This window comes from Citrobacter sp. LUTT5 (genome assembly GCF_009905315.1).
Classification (GTDB): Bacteria; Pseudomonadota; Gammaproteobacteria; order Enterobacterales; family Enterobacteriaceae; genus Citrobacter; species Citrobacter freundii.
In genome coordinates, this window is sequence record NZ_CP047606.1 from 3,092,809 (window position 1) to 3,111,021 (window position 18,213).

The window sequence follows — 18,213 nt, forward strand, 5'->3', positions numbered from 1 at the left end:
AGTTTTTCTCCGTGAATAATTATCTAACAGTCAGCAACGGCTGTTCTGTCATTCACGGAAGACGCAAAATCGGAGATGCACCCGGAGAGTAGGCGGCGAGATAGCTCGCGGTGGGAAAAAAGGTAGACGAAACACCCGCACTGGCGCCAGCAACGACAGCAGCAGGCACAGCACCAGAATAGCACCTTCAAACAGTACGGGTGGCGCAGCCAGTAATGACTTCGCGCTCAGTTCACAAGGGGTAACGGGTGAGGTTTCATCGGTCTGCACTTGTGCGCTGGCGACAACGCTTGTAACGGCGGTATCCATCTGCAACGCGTGCAGGCCCGCCATGCGTTGTGCGGTGCAAACCATCACCACAACACATGCCAGACAGAGGAACAACCATCCCATCCGTTGACGTTTCGCCATTATACCCTCACTCATTGATGCGAGTTATCTTAACCACTCGCCGGTTTTTGGCAACCTTTACGCTGTAAAGTTATGTCCTTCCATCTGCTGGATATACCGCGATTTCAATCAGATTGAGATCGGGATCCCTGACATAAACCGAGCGAATCGGTCCTGTCGCGCCGGTTCGTGCAACGGGCCCTTCAATAATCTCAACTCCGTGGGTTTGAAACGTCTCTGTCACCTCTTCCAGTGTACGCGTGGTGATAAAACACAAATCCAGCGCCCCCGGCGTTGGCGCGTAGGCTTTAGGTTCAAACTCTTTTCCCCGAATATGGAGATTGATTTTCTGATTGCCAAAGACGAAGGCTTTCCGACCTTGTGCGAAAGTTTCCAACCTCATGCCTAAAAGCTCGACATAAAAACGAACGCAAGCCTCTTCATGATTGGTGGTTAGTACCAGGTGATCCAGGTGGTCGATCATAGTGATATCCATTTGGGTTGCTCATCTCTGACACTTACCCTATTCATTCACGCGCGACAAGAAAAAGACAATCTACAGGGGTATTTGCAAATACTTAGCGCAATACCTTGCCATTCACGCTTTAAGGCGAAATGATAATTAATCATATTTTCGTCTTTGTTTATTACACTATAACATTGCTAAAAACACCCCTAAAAATATCACGGAAGTTATCATTCACTATTTACGAAGAATGCCAGAGAATATTTCAATGTCAGCACACAAATAATGCCCGCTACGTACTGATGCGTAAATGAAAGTAAGGGTCAGCGCATTTTCAGGGGATTTCCTTATTATATCCAGACGCAATGAATAACGTATTCATTAGCAGATAATTTGTTTATCAAATGTTATTTAGAGTATATGAAAATGAAAAAATATTTATTACCCCTGATTGGGTTACTTTTTACAGTTAGCGCTCAGGCAGCATCATTTACCGACGGTAAAGAGTATATCACCCTGGAAAAACCCGTCGCTTCCGCCCCAGCTGCGCTGAAGTTTTTCTCATTTTACTGTCCTTCCTGTTATCAGTACGATGAAGTTTTTGAAATCACGGATAACGTGAAAAAAGTACTGCCTGCTGATGTCAAACTCACCGAATACCACGTCGACTTTTTAGGTCCGCTGGGGCAAGACATGACGCACGCCTGGTCCGTCGCCATGCTTTTAAACGTACAAGATAAAGTTAAACCGTTGCTTTTTGATGCCGTTCAGAAAAAACAAACCGTTAAAACAGCGGATGATATTCGTAACGTATTTATCAGCGCGGGCGTCAGCGCCAGTGATTATGATGCCGCCTGGAACAGTTTTGCCGTGAAATCCCTGACCGCGAAACAACAAGAAATGGCTAAAGCGGTAGATTTAACCGGTGTGCCCGCCATTTTTATCAACGGTAAATATATGATCAATCCAAAAGGACTGAAATCTGACGACCTAAACTCTTTTGTGAAGAGCTACGCGGATACGGTTCGCTATCTGATCACCAAATCCTGACGTTTCGCTAATCTCACTTTTCGCACCACACAACAGTCAAAAGCGCTGTTGGTGGTGCGCAATCACATCATTTAGACCAATATCCTTTCTTCCCGGTTGGCATTCGCCGTTATCAGGATTACCCTAAACTTAGCGGTGTTACCTGTTGTCGGGGTACACCTTCTTCAAGTGTTGATTTACACGAGAGAACGCTATGGAATTAAAGGATTATTACGCCATTATGGGCGTGAAACCGACAGACGATCTCAAGACAATCAAGACCGCCTATCGTCGACTCGCCCGTAAATACCATCCTGATGTCAGCAAAGAGACTGACGCTGAGGCCCGGTTTAAAGAGGTTGCTGAAGCCTGGGAAGTCCTGAGTGATGAACAGCGACGTGCCGAGTACGACCAACTGTGGCAGCATCGCAACGACCCTCAGTTCAGCCGTCAATTCCAGCAAGGAGAGGGGCAAAGCTACAGCGCCGAAGATTTCGACGATATCTTCTCCTCTATTTTTGGTCAGCGTGCGCACCAGTCGCGCCAGCGCCCTGCCAGCCGCGGGCATGACATCGAAATAGAAGTTGCCGTCTTCCTCGAAGAAACGCTTACTGAGCACAGCCGCACTATCAGTTACAACCTGCCAGTCTACAATGCGTTTGGCATGGTAGAACGAGAAATTCCTAAAACACTGAACGTGAAAATCCCAGCTGGCGTCGGTAACGGTCAGCGTATCCGCCTGAAAGGTCAGGGCACGCCCGGCGAAAACGGTGGGCCGAACGGTGATTTGTGGCTGGTGATTCATATTGCGCCGCATCCGCTGTTCGATATCGTTAATCAGGATCTGGAAGTTGTCGTTCCTCTGGCGCCGTGGGAAGCTGCGCTGGGTGCGAAAGTAACCGTTCCGACGCTGAAAGAGAGCATCCTGCTGACCATTCCTGCAGGCAGCCAGGCCGGTCAGCGGCTACGCATTAAAGGCAAGGGTCTGGTAAGTAAAAAACATACCGGCGATTTGTTTGCGGTGATCAAGATCGTCATGCCACCGAAACCTGACGACACCAGTGCCGCCCTGTGGCAACAACTGGCGGATGCACAAAAGACCTTTGATCCGCGCAAAGAGTGGGGGAAAGCATAATGGCTAACGTTACCGTCACTTTTACCATTACCGAATTTTGTCTGTACACCGGTGTGTCAGAAGAAGAACTGCATGAGGTTGTCGGCTTAGGGGTGATAGAACCCCATGAAGACGAGACGTTTGACGATCATGCGCTGACCGTAATGCGTCGCGCGATGCGCCTGCGTCAGGAGCTGGAACTTGACTGGCCAGGGATTGCCGTTGCATTGACGTTGCTGGAAGAGAACGCTCAGTTACGTCAGGAAAATCGCCTGCTGCGCCAGCGATTGTCCCGTTTTATCAGCCATCCTTAGTGCGTCAGGGCCAGCATGGTGCTGGCCCTTTTATTGTCCGCCCCGCGCTCTTAATGACATTAAGCAGTAGATAGCATACAGTCAGGGATAAGAATTATCTCAAACAATAAGACGTTGAGCCATGCAGCTTAAGCCCCTCACAAAAGGTCGTTTTCACAATATCTGGCAGCAAGATGATGCCTTAATTGAGAAGATATTCCAGGAACTGCTCTCTGAAACGCAGATGATCCACGAAGATGAGTATCTCTATCGCCAGGGACAGGTAGTCGATCGACTTATCATGGTGCAATCAGGCAGAATTTCCCTGCGTTACAGCGCGGAAAATGGTCGCCGTTTTCAGTTGGGCGCAATGGAATGTGATGAGCAACTATTTGGTGAAATGGAGTTTTTTACCGGGTATCGCTGCCAGCTTGATATCGTGGCCGAAGAGCCGTTGACCGTGGCGGTGTGCAGCTGTGATCGTCTGGAAGAAGCGCTAAACCAGCACCCGAGACTGGCGATATTTTTTGCCAGTGCGATGGCGATTGATTATCAGGATATGCTGGAAATCTTCCTGCACCGGATGCTCTACCCTATCGTTCATAACGTGGCGTATGATCTGTATCGCCAGCATCAGAACAAACAGCCGATGGATGGTTTCCATAAAAAATACCAGGAAGCAGAACGGTTCGGCACCACCGATCGGGTCTATCGGCGGGCGGTTAAAGCCCTGACGGATGCCGGACTGGTAACGCGCACGAAGCAAGGACTGGAAATTAAGGATCTGGATGGACTGCGTAAATTCCTCGGCAATGACATCATTGACTGACACACCATCTCCGTAGAGAAGGTTGGTGTGTCAGTTCAGCGCAATCAGAATTTATAGGTAAGGTTGAAGTAGTGACCGAGTCCGGTGGTGCGCCCTGCTCCGCCGTGATTTTCCATCAATGCCATATTGCGGAAATACTTCAGGCCATAACCCACCGCATAATGCTCTGAATGCCAGTAGATACCGTTATACCATTCAATCGCGTTATTGCTGTATAACGGTTGATTAGCAATCTTGTTAGCGGCGAACTGATAGTCAAAGTAACCCTGATAGTTCAGGTAGCTGCCGTTGGCAAAGGTATAGAACGGCGTCGACCAGTTGGTCGAGAACATGTAGCCATCCCACTTGCCTTCGTTATCCGCACCGTAGTTTTCACGCACATAATGCGCATAGATGTTCATTCCCACCAGACCAAACCACGGAACCTTAACATCTGTGCCCAGACCGACATAATGTTCAAATAATTCCCGGTCGCCAATGTTATTTACCGTTGCGATATAGAATTCGTTAAATGGCCCAACGGATAAATCTTTATTAAAAATAGCATCCAGGGAAAACCGTGGGGATATCTTGGCGAAAAAGTTATCGCCACCATGGCGGTCATCCTGCTTGCGGTCAAAAATATCAAAGAAATCGACATAACCATACAGATCGATAATTCCGGAACGCGCCCCAAATTCCAGTTCCAGATAAGTGTCATTACGAATACCATAAGGCACTTTCGCATCCACACTTTGCATTAAGTTCATCTGCATCCAGTTAAAATCATTTTTACGGACGTTGCCATCGGTATAATCAGCAGCAAGCGCTTGCGTACAGCTCATTGCAACGATTGCGCCCAGAACTGTTTTTTTAATCATTGATTTATTCTTCATCATTTTCAATTCCTTTGAGCAAGGTTGAGTGTCGCCCCACCAAATAAATGGTGTGGCGACTGACTATCTAATTAGAGAGGTAAGTGTTATTACTGTGCTTTGTTACGTTTAAGTTTTAATGTACCCATCAACATGATAAAGATTATTAAATATAATACTGGTATTGCGTACATAATTTTCTGCAAGCCCATTGTTTTTTCCATTAGCGCACTGATCGCTGGACTAAACATAGCCCCGGCGCTACCGCTAATTAAAATATATGAAACATTCTGACTACTTGCGCGCTTCACAAATGAAACTCCGTAGGCAATAAAGGAGTTATACAGCGCCGCACAGACGAATCCGTAACTATAAGCCAGATAATCAAGCCCCGAGATGTTGTCTTTCGTTACAATAATGGTCGTAATAACGCAAGCGAGCAAAATAATACTCAACAGGAAATAATGTATCCTCACTCGAGAAACAATGACAGTTGATACTAGCGCCCCAACCAACGCCGCTCCCCAGTATTGCGTAATAATATTACCGGCTTCTTCAAAAGGAATGCCAAATTTGTTCTTCACAAATAATGGTGCCCAGGTCAGGAAGGTATACAGCGCCAGCATACCTAAGAACAGACCAATACCTCCGCTAATAATCCCTGGGTTCCACTCAGACTTCACCGCGTCTGTCCGCTCCTCCGCAGACGCGTTTTCACAGGCAGTAAAACGAGTGAGCGCCACCACACCTAACGTAAGTAAGGCCACCATGCCAACACTTAGATAGCTGTAACTCCATGACATATTGTGCGTCAGGGCGTAGGTGGTGATCAGCGGGAAAACCACGCCTGCGACGTTAAAGGTGGCGTCTTGTACCACCAACATTGTACTTTGAATGCGATCCTGCCATACCGAAACGACAATCGTTCCTGCCACGCACAGGCCAATCCCACCGCAAAAGCCCACCAAAGTCATAGCAACCATCACTGGCCATAAGCCGGGGCTTAAGTGCATTGCCAGCGAACAGAGGAACACTATCGAATAGATAATAAACGTCATTCGCTTGACGCCAATTTTTTCTATCAGGAAAAAGGCGGCGATGGTCCCCGCTAATGCCCCACCGTTAAGCAGCGAAAATATCGAGGCAACGGTATTCACATCAGCACTGTAACGTACCGCAATCGGTTCAATCAGCATTCCAAACTGACTGGCAAACCCCGCCATAATAAAATTTGCCAGAAAACTAATCAGTGTAAGTGCTATTTTATTCTTCATATAATGACATCCCTGATTGGTTCAATTAAAAGCCAATGCTAAGCCGTAACGGCTGTATTTAGCGCCAGCTCAATCATATTTTTAAAAGTTAATTGTCGTTCCTCTGCCGTGGTTTCTTCGCCTGTCAGGCAATGATCGGACACCGTTAAAATAGCCAGTGCTTCAATATTAAATTGGTGTGCTAAGGCGTATAAGCCGGCCACCTCCATATCCACACCCAGTACACCAAACTTTTCCAGTGCAGGAATGAGGTTTTCGTCAGGATCGTAATAAAGATCGCCACTGAAAACATTACCGACCTTAATGTCGATTCCGGCCTTCTGCGCCAGCATCCACGCCTGTTGTAGTAATGGGAAGTGAGCGGACGTCGCCATCGTGTAGCCCGCGCTACGTTTTAAATTTGTGACAGAGTCAGTACCGGCAGCGAGAGCCAGAATAATGTCGCGCATTTTGACATGCGGTTGTGTTGCCCCCAGACTACCGACGCGAATAATTCTCTTCACATTAAAATCATGTACCAGCTCATGGGCGTATAGCGTCATAGACGGAATACCCATACCGTGTCCCATCACCGAAACAGGTTGACCAAAATAAAGACCGGTATAGCCCAGCATATTACGCACGTTGGTAACTTCGCGGTAATCCATGAGATAATTTTCGGCAATAAATTTTGCGCGCAGCGGATCGCCCGGCATAATCACAGTTGGCGCAAAATCACCCGCTTTAGCATTAATATGTGCAGTCATAACAATTCCTGAATTATGGGTATTGGAGATATGCAGGGATTGTAACCAGACGTTTGCAGAGGATTGAGGACAAAAGTCCTGCTCAAAGGATCGGCCTCTCATTTCTGAGAGTTAGAGTTGCAGGCTTAGGATGCAGAGGAAAACTATGCCTCGGCAACAGTTAGGAAAAGCAAGACCCAGAACAATAAAAGAACAGATTAGCCCCCAAATCGCTGGTGACTACCGCGTTGGCGCGAGTAGCCATAGCAGCGTCAATATTGTTTTGAAAGTGGTCTTATTGTTATTATCGTATTCCACTCTAAGCTTGGATGCCTGCCATGACCCGATTAAGGTTTAGTGAGATGACTCACGCCGATATACCTGCTGTTCAGTCGTTCCTTATTAAGCATCTTAATTTGTTCTTCAATGCCGGGAGAGTCATGCCTGCTGCTGAAGAAGATATCTTCGATCTCAAGCAGCAGTATATTTTGCAAGAAAGAAATCTATTACTTTGCGCATGGAGTGAAAAACAAGAGCTCATCGCTACACTTGCTGTATGTCAATATGATGATCGTATCACTGAGCTACGTGGGCACTATAATTTGCCTGAAACGGCAGAAATTTGTCGTTGCTACGTGGATGCGCGCTACCGCAGACAGGGAATCGGAAGCCGGTTGTTTGCTTTAGCTCAAATGTTCTGCCAGCAGCAAAAATATAAAACCTTATATCTTCATACTCATCATTTCTTGCCTGGAGGGTATCATTTTTGGTTGCGTAAAGATTTTAGCGTCGTTATGGATATGCAGGATGAATGGCAATTGGTACATATGCAGAGATCACATTATTAAATTAACCCAACGCTAATTAACTGCGTTATTGATAACGATCAATATGATTAAATTGAAAAAATAAAACTGTGTTTATAGTTTGATCAATATCAATCAATTCTCATTTAGCTTTTTATTGTTATTTTCATGTAGACCTCCGAGATAAAGGATTTAAGCATAACCAACTGTAAAATATAACAATTTTAACAGAGGTGTGAGGTTTTCCCTATTTATTCATACGGTTGACCTCGTTAACAATTGCCGTTAGAGTCGCTTTTGACAGCATTTCATTACATTTTTGTATATGAATAGGAATATGGTGAGAATTATTCAATTCAATTCCATAACTGCCCCCGCAACTGTAGGCGGATGCAGAATATCCTTGTGTGGTTAATAAGCCACAGGTCACTGTAAAGCTCGTCTTTATGGGAAGGCTGATATTCTGATTACCGTGAGTCAGGAGACCTGCTGTCAACGATGTATACCATTAAGTGGACGGGATGGTCCATGGGATGAATTATTTGACGTAAGCAGTAGTGTATTTATGAATAAGATTTTGGCTAAGTAAGGCTTATTTGCATTTGTTGCATATCTTCATTCTTAAAATTCACGATTTAATGTCATCTATCTTCATGTCTCCTCCCGATATATGGAATGAAATGAGCCATGACCAGACTTTAAGATTCTGGCATCAACGGGACGATGATAATGCACGCTAATTCTACATTTTTCTCTTCTAAAAAAACGCTTCTGGCTATTGTTGGAACCACTGTACTGTTGACTTCCGGTTTTTCTAACGCGGCAAAAACCGAATATCCTCTGACGATTAAAAACTGTGGACGCGATATTACCTTTAATCAGGCACCAACGCGCGTGGCAACCGTGGGTCAGAACAGTACCGAGATTCTCTATTCACTGGGGCTGGCCGATCGCGTCGTGGGTACTTCGTTGTGGTTTGGCCCGGTACTGGATGCTTACAAAGCAGCAAATGAAAAAGTTGCCGTCATTGCGCAAAATATTCCCAGCTTTGAAGGAATTGTGGCTAAAAAACCAGATCTGGTCGCCAGCCAGTTTGAATGGCAAATCGGCCCTGCTGGCACAGTTGCCTCATACGAACAGTTTAGTGAACTGAAGGTGCCCGTTTACACCGCGCCAGCTGACTGTGCTAAGGATAACGAAGATGGGGGTGATGGTGTTCGTAAGGGCATGTTTGATATTGCTATGGTGTATCAGGAGGTCGCCGATCTGGCAAAAATTTTTGATGTTCAGGATAAAGGCGAAGCGCTGATTGCCAGCCTTAAAGCGCGTGAATCAGCAGCAAAAAATAAAATTACCGGCATGGATAAGAATGTTTCCGCCGTGTTCTGGTTCTCAAGCGCCGATTTACAGCTCGATCCTTACGTTGCCGGGAAGTTTGGCCCAGCAGCATGGATAGCCCAAACGTTGGGTGTGAAAAATGTCATTGATTCTGCTGAAGAGTGGCCAACGGTGGGCTGGGAAACCATCGCTAAAGCTAACCCTTCTGTCATTGTGCTCGGTGAGATGAGCCGCCGACGCTTCCCGGCAGATGACTGGAAGATCAAGATGGAATACCTCCAGTCCGATCCTGTCACCAAACTGATTCCTGCCGTCAAAGAAAACCATCTGCCGGCCATTGACGTACAGACAATGAATGCCGGGATCAGAACTATTGATGGAGTGGAAAAACTGGCTGACGCTCTGGTTGAATATGGCTTAGCGCATCCGCAGGCTGCTCATTAATCTACATTTTGCGCTATATCACGGCACGGTATAGCGCATCTCCGTTACTCAGGAACGCAGATAATCATGAGTGATTCTCGCAGGATGCGTCGCGCTGTTGGTCAGCTTGCGGTGAGAGTCGGTGGTCATGCCGTTTGGGTCAGTGCGCTGATGTGTTGCGTACTGCTGGCGGGGATTTCCATCGGCGAAACGTTTATCCCCTGGCAGCACGTACTCAGCACATTGGCAAATCATCTTTTCGATACCCACTATCCTGTCGATGCACTGGATGCCGGGATCGTCTGGAACTACCGCCTGACCCGAGCACTGGTCTCAGCCAGCTGCGGCGCCTGCCTGGCTGTTTCCGGCGTAGTGTTACAGTCGTTGCTACGCAATGCGCTCGCCGAACCTTATCTACTGGGGATTTCTGCCGGAGCATCTACCGGTGCGGTGCTGATTGCGCTCACGGGACTGGGGGCTGGCATCATCAGTATGTCTTTAGGGGCGTTCATTGGTGCGCTGACGGCATTTCTGTTCGTTGCACTATTGGCGATGGCCGCTGGCGGTAAACAAGGTGGCGGGATTACAACCCAAATCATTCTTGCCGGGATCGCCAGTTCGCAACTGTTCAATGCGATTACGTCGCTTATCATCACCCGCTCAGCAAACGCCGAGCAAGCACGCGGAATTATGTTCTGGTTGTTAGGCAATTTGAGCGGTGTACGCTGGCCCGATGTTGTCTTAGCTATTCCTACCGCTCTGGTCGGTATTGCGCTGTGCTTCTGTTATGTCCGCCACCTTGATGCGTTCTCCTTTGGCGCTGAATCCGCGGCATCGTTGGGCATTCCAGTCAAACGTACTCGCGCAGTACTAATTGCTGCTGTCACCGGTATGACTGCGATTATGGTCTCCATTGTTGGTGCGATCGGCTTTGTCGGTCTGGTGATCCCTCATGCCGCTCGTTTGCTGGTCGGCAACCAGCATCATCGACTGCTGCCGGTTAGTGCGCTTACCGGCGCCATTTTCCTCATTGTCGCCGATGTTATTTCCCGCACGTTACTACCCGGCCAGGTACTGCCCATTGGGGTAATCACGGCTTTGGTCGGCGCGCCTGCGTTTTCAATCATTCTGATAAGAGGAAACCAGAACAAATGACGGTAAACCTCGTACAGCCACTTGTTATCTCTGCGCAAGCCGTTATTGAAGCCTGCAATCTGCGTTGGAAGGTAAAGGGTAAGACGATTGTTGATGATATTTCTCTCCGCGTAACTCCCGGCGAGTTTGTCGGTATCATCGGTCCCAACGGCTCGGGCAAAACGTCACTGATTTCACTGCTGGCCGGTTTGCTGAAGCCGACTTCCGGGCACATCACTCTGCGGCAAAAAGCGCTCCAGCACTATTCGCGGCGTCATCTTGCGCAACATGTGGCGCTGGTCGAACAACAGGCTGAAACCAGCGAGCGGCTTACCGCTTTACAAGCCGTTTCTCTGGGACGGACCCCCTGGCTTAGCCTGCTCACCCCCTGGTCTGCCAAAGATGACGATATCGTACAAACGATGCTGGAGAAGGTCGATCTCAGTGAATTACAGCACCGCTGCTGGCATACCTTTTCCGGGGGAGAAAAACAGCGCCTGCATATTGCACGGGCGCTGGCGCAGCAGCCGCAATTGTTGCTGATGGACGAACCCACCAACCATCTCGACATTCAACATCAGATTGGCCTGCTGAGTCTGGTTAAACGTGAAAAGCTCACGGTGATTGCTGCTCTGCACGACCTTAATCATGCCGCAATGTTCTGCGATCGCATCATCGTAATGACCTCCGGACAAATGGCGATGCAGGGTAAACCTTGCACCGTTTTTACCCGCGATAATCTCCATGCCTGGTTTGGTATCGACGCCGTTGTCGAACATGAAGCGGGTAGTGAAAACTGTTTTATTCGTTATCAAAGACCTGATGAATTTTAAGGAAGAATCGATGAAATACCTCAAACAGAGTCTGAAAGTTTTGTGTTTACTCGCCCTCGCCTCTTCAGCCTTCGCGCAAACTCACGAAGTGTTGATGAAGAATCGTGGGTCTGCGGGGCCGATGGTCTACGAGCCGGATTATCTGGAGATCCAACCCGGTGATACGGTGAAGTTTATCCGTAAGCATAAGAGCCACAACGCGGCTTCAATTGCTGAATTGTCTCCGGCTGACTATCCCGGTTTCATGGGAAAAATAGATGAAGAGATCGAGGTGACTTATGACAATCCTGGATTTTACGGCATCAAATGTTCACCGCATTACGCTCAGGGCATGGTGATGATGATTAAGGTTGGCGATACCACGTTACCGGACAGCTATCGGGCATTCAAAGCGCCGGGTATTGCTGATAAGCGCTTTCAGGAAATTTACGCGCGTATCGACAAACAATAATCCGCATTACTCTGGGAGAAATACAAGGTGGCAGATAAAAAACTTGCAGATGGCGAAATCCAGGAACAGCGTCGGGAATGCCTGTGTAAACTGACGAAATTCGTCGGCGCGGCGGGCGTCGCGGCTGCCGTGTGGCCGCTGGTTTCGGCCTTAAGCCCGGATGAGAAAACGCTAGGGGAAAATGAACCGATTGATGTTTCTCTTGCGGGTGTTGCTGCTGGACAAACCATCAGGCGCATATGGCAGGGAAAGCTGATTCTTATTCACCACCGCACGCAGGAAGAGATTGTCGCCGCCAGAAATACCAACTGGCATACGCTTATTGATCCACAGTCTGACAGCGAGAGGGTCTCTGCGGTTCATCCCCAATGGCTGGTGGTTCAAGGGTACTGTCCACATGCCGGATGTGTCCCCAACGCCCAGCCGGGAGGGCTGGGCTGGATTTGTCCGTGCCACGGCTCGGAATTTGATACCTCCGGGCGCGTGACGCGCGGCCCCGCAACGGCCAACCTGGCAATCCCGGATTACGCCTTTCATTCTGATGGTCAGATCGTGCGTATCGGCACTAAGGAAGCCTGACATGATGAGTGAGCGCGTCTATTCGCTTCGCTGGCGAATTCCTTTTCCTCGTTCGATTGCCGGACTCTGGCTGTTCGCTATCGGCGCAATCCTGCTGGTTATGCTCGGCGTGCAGATCCTGACAGGTATCGTACTGGCGATGTTTTACGTGCCGACAGCCGGGCTGGCATTTGACTCCATTATTCATATTATGCGTGCGGTTCGCCACGGAGAACTGATACGTAATATGCATGCTATTGGCGCATCGCTCTTTTTCTTTGCCTGTTATCTGCATATTTTTCGCGGTATGTACTACAACGTGTACCGCAAGCCCTGGACAACAATGTGGTTGATTAGCGTCACGCTGTATATCCTCCTGATGATAACCGCATTTCTTGGTTATAGTCTTATTTGGGGGCAAAAAAGCTACTGGGCGGCAACGGTCATTACTCGCTTTGCCCAGGCCATTCCGCTAGTGGGTGATACGTTATACGCATATTTAGTCGGTAGCCATACGCCGGGAACACCGATGCTTGGCCGCTTTTTTGTTATCCACTTTATTCTTCCTTTTGTGATTGTCGTGGCAACGGTTTTTCATATACGAACCGTACAGTCAGCGTTTGCCCAGGCGATGAAAAAGAAGTTCAGCGAGAAAGAGTCCAGGAGCCTGTTGTTCGATTACAAAATTACCGATCTCGATGCCATCAAAATCACCCTTTTTTTGATGCTCTTCGCCTGGTTTTTATTCTTTGCTCCGCACTATCTGAGCAGCGCCGATAACTTTATTCCCGCAGACCCAACGATTACACCGGCGATTGTTGCGCCAGAATGGTATTTCCTTCCCTTCTTCTCCATCTTGCGCTGTTTCCCGAATGAATTCGTGGGACTAGCCGCGATGTGCGGTTCGATACTGATTTTCTATTTTCTTCCCTGGCTTGATACCTCCCGGGCTCGTTTTCGCCATTACAGCAAGCTGGTCAAATGCGGATTCTGGCTGTGGGTCATCAATGCCTGCTTTTTAGGCTGGTTAGGATCGAAAGCGCTGGTTGGCCCCGACCTTCTTGACGGTTTTCGTAACGAAGAAGGTTGGATACGTGCCGCGTCCCAGCTTTCGACGCTGATTTGGTTTGCCTGGTTTTTAATCGTATTACCTTGCCGTCGTTTTCTGGAAAAACAGGACTGATAATGAAACGACTATTGAAATTCAGTGTTCTGTGTTTTTCTCTATTGGGACTGGGCTCCACCTATGCGCAAGAAGCCACGCCTGAACGACAGGAATGGAGTTTCAGCGGCATCAATGGCCAGTATGATAAAGAGCAGCTTCGGCGTGGTCTGCAGGTTTATGAAGAGAAGTGTCGCGCTTGTCACGGCATGAAGCACCTTACCTTTCGAACCTTGACCAGATCCGGCGGCCCGGAACTCACGGAAGAAGAAGCAAGAAGTATCGCTAACAGCTATCAGTTTCCTGAGATTCAGGATGACGGCCAGATGGGTGAGCGGGACGGGACGCTAAATGACAGCTTTATATCGCCATATTTAAACGAGCGGGAAGCTCGATACCTTAATAATGGCGCAGAACCTGTTGACCTGAGCTATATCGTCCGCGCCCGCTCATACGATCGTGGATTTCCGCAATTCCTGTTAGATGCTTTTCTGCCCTACACGGACCAGGGAGCTGATTACGTCTACGCGCTACTCACCGGCTATCTGCCTGACGATCCCGAACTGAAGGCTAACCGCTATTTTCCGGGCGGCGTGATTAACATGCCGAAACCACTGAATAGCGGAGAGATCCAATGGAGTCCGGCGTCGCAGAAAGCTGAAACTGAGGAGCAATACGCCAGGGATGTTACCGCCTTTCTGGCATGGGCAGCCGATCCGGCGCTCTCTGAACGAAAACAGCAAGGGATTTACGTTATGGGCTATCTGGCTATTATACTGGGGCTGCTATGGATATTACGACGAATGAAGAGACGTTCGCTCATGTAGCTTTTGCGAGGCGGGGTGATTACTCAGTTCACCAGCATTCAACCGGTCAGCAGCACTGTTGCTCTTGCGCGACTAAGACGAGTAAAGGAAGACAAAATATAAACCGAGCAAAACGAAAAAACCCCAAGCTATTTGATAGCTTGGGGTTTATGTTTGGCGGAAGCGTAGAGATTCGAACTCTAGAACCCTTTCGGGTCGCCGGTTTTCAAGACCGGTGCCTTCAACCGCTCGGCCACGCTTCCAATGAGGCGCACTATAAACATCCCGAACGGGCCTGTAAAGCACCAATGTGTTCGTTTGCCTGAAAAACAGCCAAAATATTGTTAATCGACTGAAATAACAACAGATTGACCATTTAATCAGCACAAATACCAGCTACAACGCTTAATGTTTTTTGATGTACATATCTTTGGTGTAGTAATTTCCCCGGTTATCCGGCGCAAATCCCCCCACCCACGGCTTCACCAGATGCGTGCGGACATAGTGGTAAACCGGAATCGCAGGGACATCATCACCTAAAAGATCTTCAGCCTGCTGATAGTATTTGCCTCGTTCTTCCAGTGAATTTGCTTTCGCCGCATTACGCATCGCTTCATCAAAGGCGGGATTGCTGTACTTGGTAGTATTCTCGCTATCACCGGTACGGAAAATATTGAGGAAACTTGAAGCATCATCATAATCGGCTATCCACGCATAGCGCACGACGTCAAAATTACCGGTGTGCATAGTGTCCAGCATGGTTTTCCATTCCTGGTTTTGCAGCTTCGCCTCGACGCCAAGGTTTTTCTTCCACATCGACGATGCGGCAATCGCAATACGCTGGTGCGTTTCGAAGGTGTTGTAGAGCAAATTCAAGCTAAGCGGATGCTCAGGACCAAAACCGGCTTCAGCAAGCAGTTTTTTGGCTTCAGCAATACGTTTTTCGAGCGGCCATGACGCATACTCCGGTGCATGCAGTTTCACCCCACCTATTTCCGGCTGGCTGATAACCCACGCAGCTCGCTGCCCCTGCCCCATCACCTTTTGCGCAATGATGTCTTTATCCAACGCCATATTCAGCGCCCGGCGCACGCGCGGATCATTAAACGGCGCGCGGGTTGTATTGAACTGATAGTAATACGTTGAAAGCTGGGGAGAGACATGCAGTTCATCGCCCATCGTTTTTTTCAGTTGGGCGAACTGATTGACCGGTACGCTATAAACAATGTCGATTTCACCGGCCTTATAGCGGTTTACGTCAGCCGACTCTGAGCTGATGGGCAAATAAGTAACTTTATTAATAACCGTATGCCGATCGTCCCAGTAATGTGGGTTACGCTCGGCAACGATGCGCTCATTGACCACCCATTGCGATAGTTTGTACGGCCCACTGCTGACAAAATGTTCTGGTCGGGTCCACTTGTCGCCAAAACGCCCAATCAGAACTTTATCCAGCGGCACCAGCGATGGATGCGCCAGCATCGCCAGAAACGCCGCCGTCGGTTGCGTCAGGGTAATTTCCAGCGTGGTATCATCCAGGGCTTTGACCCCTAGTGTAGCGGGATCTTTATTCCCTTGGGCAATATCAACCGCGTTCGCAACATGCATATTGCCCAGATACGAAGCATAAGGTGAAGCCGTTTGCGGCGAGACCAGACGCTGCCAACTCCAGACAACATCCTGTGCGGTAATCGCAGAGCCATCAGACCAGGTAATGCCCGGACGTAAATGAAAGGTCCAGATAGTATTGTCTTTATTCTCCCAGGATGCCGCAAGGCGGGGCTCGATAGACCCATCCTGCTTGACAGCAACCAGACCGTCGAACATATCGCTGATTAAATTAAACTCAACGTTGCTTTCGACTTTATGCGGATCCAGCGATGCCGGCTCACTGCTGTTATTTCTCACCAGTTCCTGCTTTTCAGCCAATGCTGTTCCTGCGGGAACATGAGCTGCCCATGCCGCGCCGTTTATTGATATCACACAAGCGGCCAACAGCGTAAACGTAAATACCTTCGATTTGTGTTGAGTCATTCCCTGCACCTTATTGTTCTGTTTTATGATGACACCGCAATCACTCATAAAGGGATGCAGTAAATAACGCAATATTTTTCAGTGACCTATAAGATGTCGATCTGACATTTTCAAACAATAAGTGGTAACATCTAATTTAGACACTTTTGCTGAAATAATATGCTTAAGTCTGGCGGGTTAAAATGCGTAAAGATGGGTAAAACCGCTGTGTCATTCCCCTTGATTTCATTATCCTCCATCATTAATTACATCTGTCATAAGAGAGTGACTCATGGATCGTATTATTAGTTCTTCGCGCGACCGTACATCGCTACTCAGCACGCATAAAGTGCTGCGCAATACCTATTTTCTGCTCAGCCTGACGCTGGCGTTTTCTGCCATCACCGCAACGGCAAGCACCGTGCTGATGCTGCCATCCCCGGGTCTAATCCTGACGCTGGTGGGTATGTATGGTCTGATGTTCCTGACATATAAAACTGCGGATAAGCCGGTCGGAATTCTGTCTGCTTTCGCATTCACCGGCTTCCTGGGCTACATTCTGGGACCGATTCTGAACACCTACCTGTCTGCAGGCATGGGTGATGTTATCGGTATGGCGCTGGGCGGCACTGCTCTGGTCTTCTTCAGCTGTTCTGCCTATGTGCTGACCACCCGTAAAGACATGTCCTTCCTCGGCGGTATGCTGATGGCAGGTATCGTGGTGGTGCTGATTGGTATGGTTGCGAATATCTTCCTGCAACTGCCAGCTCTGCATCTGGCCATCAGCGCGGTGTTTATTCTGATTTCTTCAGGCGCTATCCTGTTTGAAACCAGCAATATCATCCGTGGCGGTGAAACCAACTACATCCGTGCAACGGTCAGCCTGTATGTTTCGCTGTACAACATCTTCGTCAGCCTGCTGAGCATTCTGGGCTTCGCCAGCCGCGACTAAGTTGTCAACTCGCACTATCCAGCCCCGCTTATGCGGGGCTTTCTTTTTTGGTAAACTGCCGCCAGTTTGACTAACGTAGTGACGAATTATGTTGATCTTTGAAGGTAAAGAAATCAGTACCGATAGCGAAGGCTATCTGAAAGATACCACGCTGTGGAGCGAGCCGCTGGCGGAGAAAATCGCCGAAAACGAAGGCATTACGCTCTCCGCAGAACACTGGGAAGTGGTGCGTTTTGTCCGCGATTTTTATCTGGAATTTAATACCTCCCCCGCTATCCGCATGCTGGTAAAAGCGATGGCCAACAAGTTTGGCGAAGAGAAAGGCAACAGCCGTTATCTCTACCGCCTGTTCCCAAAAGGTCCGGCCAAGCAGGCGACTAAAATTGCCGGCCTGCCGAAACCGGTGAAATGTATTTAATAACGGATACTAAATCCCTTTAGTTCGTCGCCAGGACGATGGGGTTCGCTGAGAACTCTGTCAACCCTGGCGCTTCGCGGCCCCCCGGCTTTCAACCACTTCATCAGTTGTTCCACCCGGTCACTTTCACCGCAGGCGACAACCTCTACGCTGCCGTCATCCATATTCTTCGCGTATCCGGTCAATCCCAGCCGTTGTGCTTCATGCTGGGTGGTGTAGCGAAATCCTACCCCCTGAACCCGGCCATAGACCCAGGCGATTATGCAGACTTTCGACATTGCGGTTCTCCTTATCATCACAGCGCGCGTTGCAAATATGCGTAAAACTCAGGACAATGGCGCCCAT

Annotated in this window: 21 protein-coding genes, 1 tRNA gene and 1 riboswitch; of the genes, 14 read left to right on the plus strand and 8 right to left on the minus strand. The window is 48.6% G+C overall.

The window, feature by feature from the left end; translation table 11 throughout:
* Positions 1-48: 48 nt before the first annotated feature.
* Both GUC46_RS15030 and GUC46_RS15035 read right to left on the minus strand, forming a co-directional pair.
* Positions 49-411, minus strand: coding sequence for a copper resistance protein (locus GUC46_RS15030; protein WP_088902472.1), 363 nt, complete (start codon positions 409-411; stop codon positions 49-51).
* A gap of 70 nt (positions 412-481) precedes the next feature.
* Positions 482-886, minus strand: coding sequence for a VOC family protein (locus tag GUC46_RS15035; protein WP_003846865.1), 405 nt, complete (start codon positions 884-886; stop codon positions 482-484).
* 396 nt (positions 887-1,282) lie between these two features.
* On the opposite strand from GUC46_RS15035, the gene dsbA reads away from it, so the two are divergent.
* The 4 genes from dsbA to GUC46_RS15055 all read left to right on the plus strand — a co-directional run bounded on the left by dsbA (position 1,283) and on the right by GUC46_RS15055 (position 4,121).
* Positions 1,283-1,906 carry a thiol:disulfide interchange protein DsbA gene (gene dsbA / locus GUC46_RS15040; RefSeq protein WP_003035960.1) on the plus strand — a complete coding sequence of 208 codons (624 nt, stop codon included), beginning with the start codon at positions 1,283-1,285 and terminating at the stop codon, positions 1,904-1,906.
* A 193-nt stretch (positions 1,907-2,099) separates the two neighbouring features.
* Entirely contained in the window at positions 2,100-3,020 is a 921-nt protein-coding gene (gene cbpA, locus GUC46_RS15045) for a curved DNA-binding protein (RefSeq protein ID WP_160180462.1), read from the plus strand.
* Positions 3,020-3,313 carry a chaperone modulator CbpM gene (cbpM, locus tag GUC46_RS15050; RefSeq protein WP_003836827.1) on the plus strand — a complete coding sequence of 98 codons (294 nt, stop codon included), beginning with the start codon at positions 3,020-3,022 and terminating at the stop codon, positions 3,311-3,313. The genes cbpA and cbpM overlap by 1 nt, the downstream gene beginning before the upstream one ends.
* Before the next feature lie 121 nt (positions 3,314-3,434).
* On the plus strand, positions 3,435-4,121 hold the full coding sequence (locus tag GUC46_RS15055) for a Crp/Fnr family transcriptional regulator (protein WP_003846869.1): 687 nt from the start codon (positions 3,435-3,437) through the stop codon (positions 4,119-4,121).
* A 44-nt stretch (positions 4,122-4,165) separates the two neighbouring features.
* Here the strand turns inward: GUC46_RS15055 and GUC46_RS15060 are convergent, their stop codons facing one another.
* The 3 genes from GUC46_RS15060 to deoD form a co-directional block, all read right to left on the minus strand.
* A complete protein-coding gene (locus GUC46_RS15060; protein WP_003035947.1) occupies positions 4,166-4,999 on the minus strand; it encodes an outer membrane protein OmpK in 834 nt (277 codons plus the stop codon).
* An 86-nt stretch (positions 5,000-5,085) separates the two neighbouring features.
* Positions 5,086-6,249 carry an MFS transporter TsgA gene (gene tsgA, locus GUC46_RS15065; RefSeq protein ID WP_054528250.1) on the minus strand — a complete coding sequence of 388 codons (1,164 nt, stop codon included), beginning with the start codon at positions 6,247-6,249 and terminating at the stop codon, positions 5,086-5,088.
* A gap of 38 nt (positions 6,250-6,287) precedes the next feature.
* Positions 6,288-6,995: a purine-nucleoside phosphorylase gene (gene deoD / locus GUC46_RS15070; protein ID WP_003035940.1), complete on the minus strand. Its 708-nt coding sequence runs from the start codon at positions 6,993-6,995 to the stop codon at positions 6,288-6,290.
* A gap of 317 nt (positions 6,996-7,312) precedes the next feature.
* Here deoD and GUC46_RS15075 point away from each other — a divergent pair, with 317 nt between their 5' ends.
* The 8 genes from GUC46_RS15075 to GUC46_RS15110 all read left to right on the plus strand — a co-directional run bounded on the left by GUC46_RS15075 (position 7,313) and on the right by GUC46_RS15110 (position 14,506).
* Positions 7,313-7,822, plus strand: coding sequence for a GNAT family N-acetyltransferase (locus GUC46_RS15075; RefSeq protein ID WP_016149892.1), 510 nt, complete (start codon positions 7,313-7,315; stop codon positions 7,820-7,822).
* A gap of 242 nt (positions 7,823-8,064) precedes the next feature.
* Positions 8,065-8,289: riboswitch (cobalamin riboswitch) on the plus strand.
* Between the two features lie 220 nt (positions 8,290-8,509).
* Positions 8,510-9,562: an ABC transporter substrate-binding protein gene (locus tag GUC46_RS15080; RefSeq protein ID WP_003035934.1), complete on the plus strand. Its 1,053-nt coding sequence runs from the start codon at positions 8,510-8,512 to the stop codon at positions 9,560-9,562.
* A 66-nt stretch (positions 9,563-9,628) separates the two neighbouring features.
* The gene (locus GUC46_RS15085; RefSeq protein WP_032948951.1) at positions 9,629-10,696 is read left to right on the plus strand and encodes an iron ABC transporter permease; all 1,068 of its coding nucleotides are present in this window, start codon (positions 9,629-9,631) and stop codon (positions 10,694-10,696) included.
* Complete coding sequence (locus tag GUC46_RS15090) at positions 10,693-11,508, plus strand: ABC transporter ATP-binding protein (protein WP_121539887.1); 816 nt, start codon at positions 10,693-10,695, stop codon at positions 11,506-11,508. Before GUC46_RS15085 ends, GUC46_RS15090 begins: the two co-directional genes overlap by 4 nt.
* A 10-nt stretch (positions 11,509-11,518) precedes the next feature.
* Complete coding sequence (locus tag GUC46_RS15095; RefSeq protein ID WP_003035925.1) at positions 11,519-11,959, plus strand: pseudoazurin; 441 nt, start codon at positions 11,519-11,521, stop codon at positions 11,957-11,959.
* A 27-nt stretch (positions 11,960-11,986) separates the two neighbouring features.
* Positions 11,987-12,538: a ubiquinol-cytochrome c reductase iron-sulfur subunit gene (petA, locus tag GUC46_RS15100; RefSeq protein ID WP_044700748.1), complete on the plus strand. Its 552-nt coding sequence runs from the start codon at positions 11,987-11,989 to the stop codon at positions 12,536-12,538.
* Between the two features lies 1 nt (position 12,539).
* Positions 12,540-13,700 (plus strand): cytochrome b N-terminal domain-containing protein, encoded by a 1,161-nt coding sequence (locus tag GUC46_RS15105; RefSeq protein WP_032936278.1) that lies wholly within the window; start codon positions 12,540-12,542, stop codon positions 13,698-13,700.
* Positions 13,701-13,702: 2 nt separating this feature from the next.
* Positions 13,703-14,506, plus strand: coding sequence for a cytochrome c1 (locus GUC46_RS15110; protein WP_160180464.1), 804 nt, complete (start codon positions 13,703-13,705; stop codon positions 14,504-14,506).
* A gap of 154 nt (positions 14,507-14,660) precedes the next feature.
* Here the strand turns inward: GUC46_RS15110 and GUC46_RS15115 are convergent.
* Positions 14,661-14,748: transfer RNA gene (locus GUC46_RS15115), tRNA-Ser, on the minus strand.
* Between the two features lie 142 nt (positions 14,749-14,890).
* Positions 14,891-16,519 (minus strand): ABC transporter substrate-binding protein, encoded by a 1,629-nt coding sequence (locus GUC46_RS15120; RefSeq protein ID WP_130714819.1) that lies wholly within the window; start codon positions 16,517-16,519, stop codon positions 14,891-14,893.
* 271 nt (positions 16,520-16,790) lie between these two features.
* Between GUC46_RS15120 and yccA the strand changes: the two genes are divergently transcribed.
* Both yccA and tusE read left to right on the plus strand, forming a co-directional pair.
* A complete protein-coding gene (gene yccA / locus GUC46_RS15125; protein WP_003035917.1) occupies positions 16,791-17,450 on the plus strand; it encodes an FtsH protease modulator YccA in 660 nt (219 codons plus the stop codon).
* Between the two features lie 88 nt (positions 17,451-17,538).
* Positions 17,539-17,868 carry a sulfurtransferase TusE gene (gene tusE / locus GUC46_RS15130; protein ID WP_003035914.1) on the plus strand — a complete coding sequence of 110 codons (330 nt, stop codon included), beginning with the start codon at positions 17,539-17,541 and terminating at the stop codon, positions 17,866-17,868.
* Here tusE and yccX read toward each other — a convergent pair.
* Positions 17,865-18,146, minus strand: coding sequence for an acylphosphatase (gene yccX, locus GUC46_RS15135; RefSeq protein WP_003035911.1), 282 nt, complete (start codon positions 18,144-18,146; stop codon positions 17,865-17,867). The two genes, tusE and yccX, sit on opposite strands and share 4 nt — an antisense overlap.
* Positions 18,147-18,213: the final 67 nt, after the last annotated feature.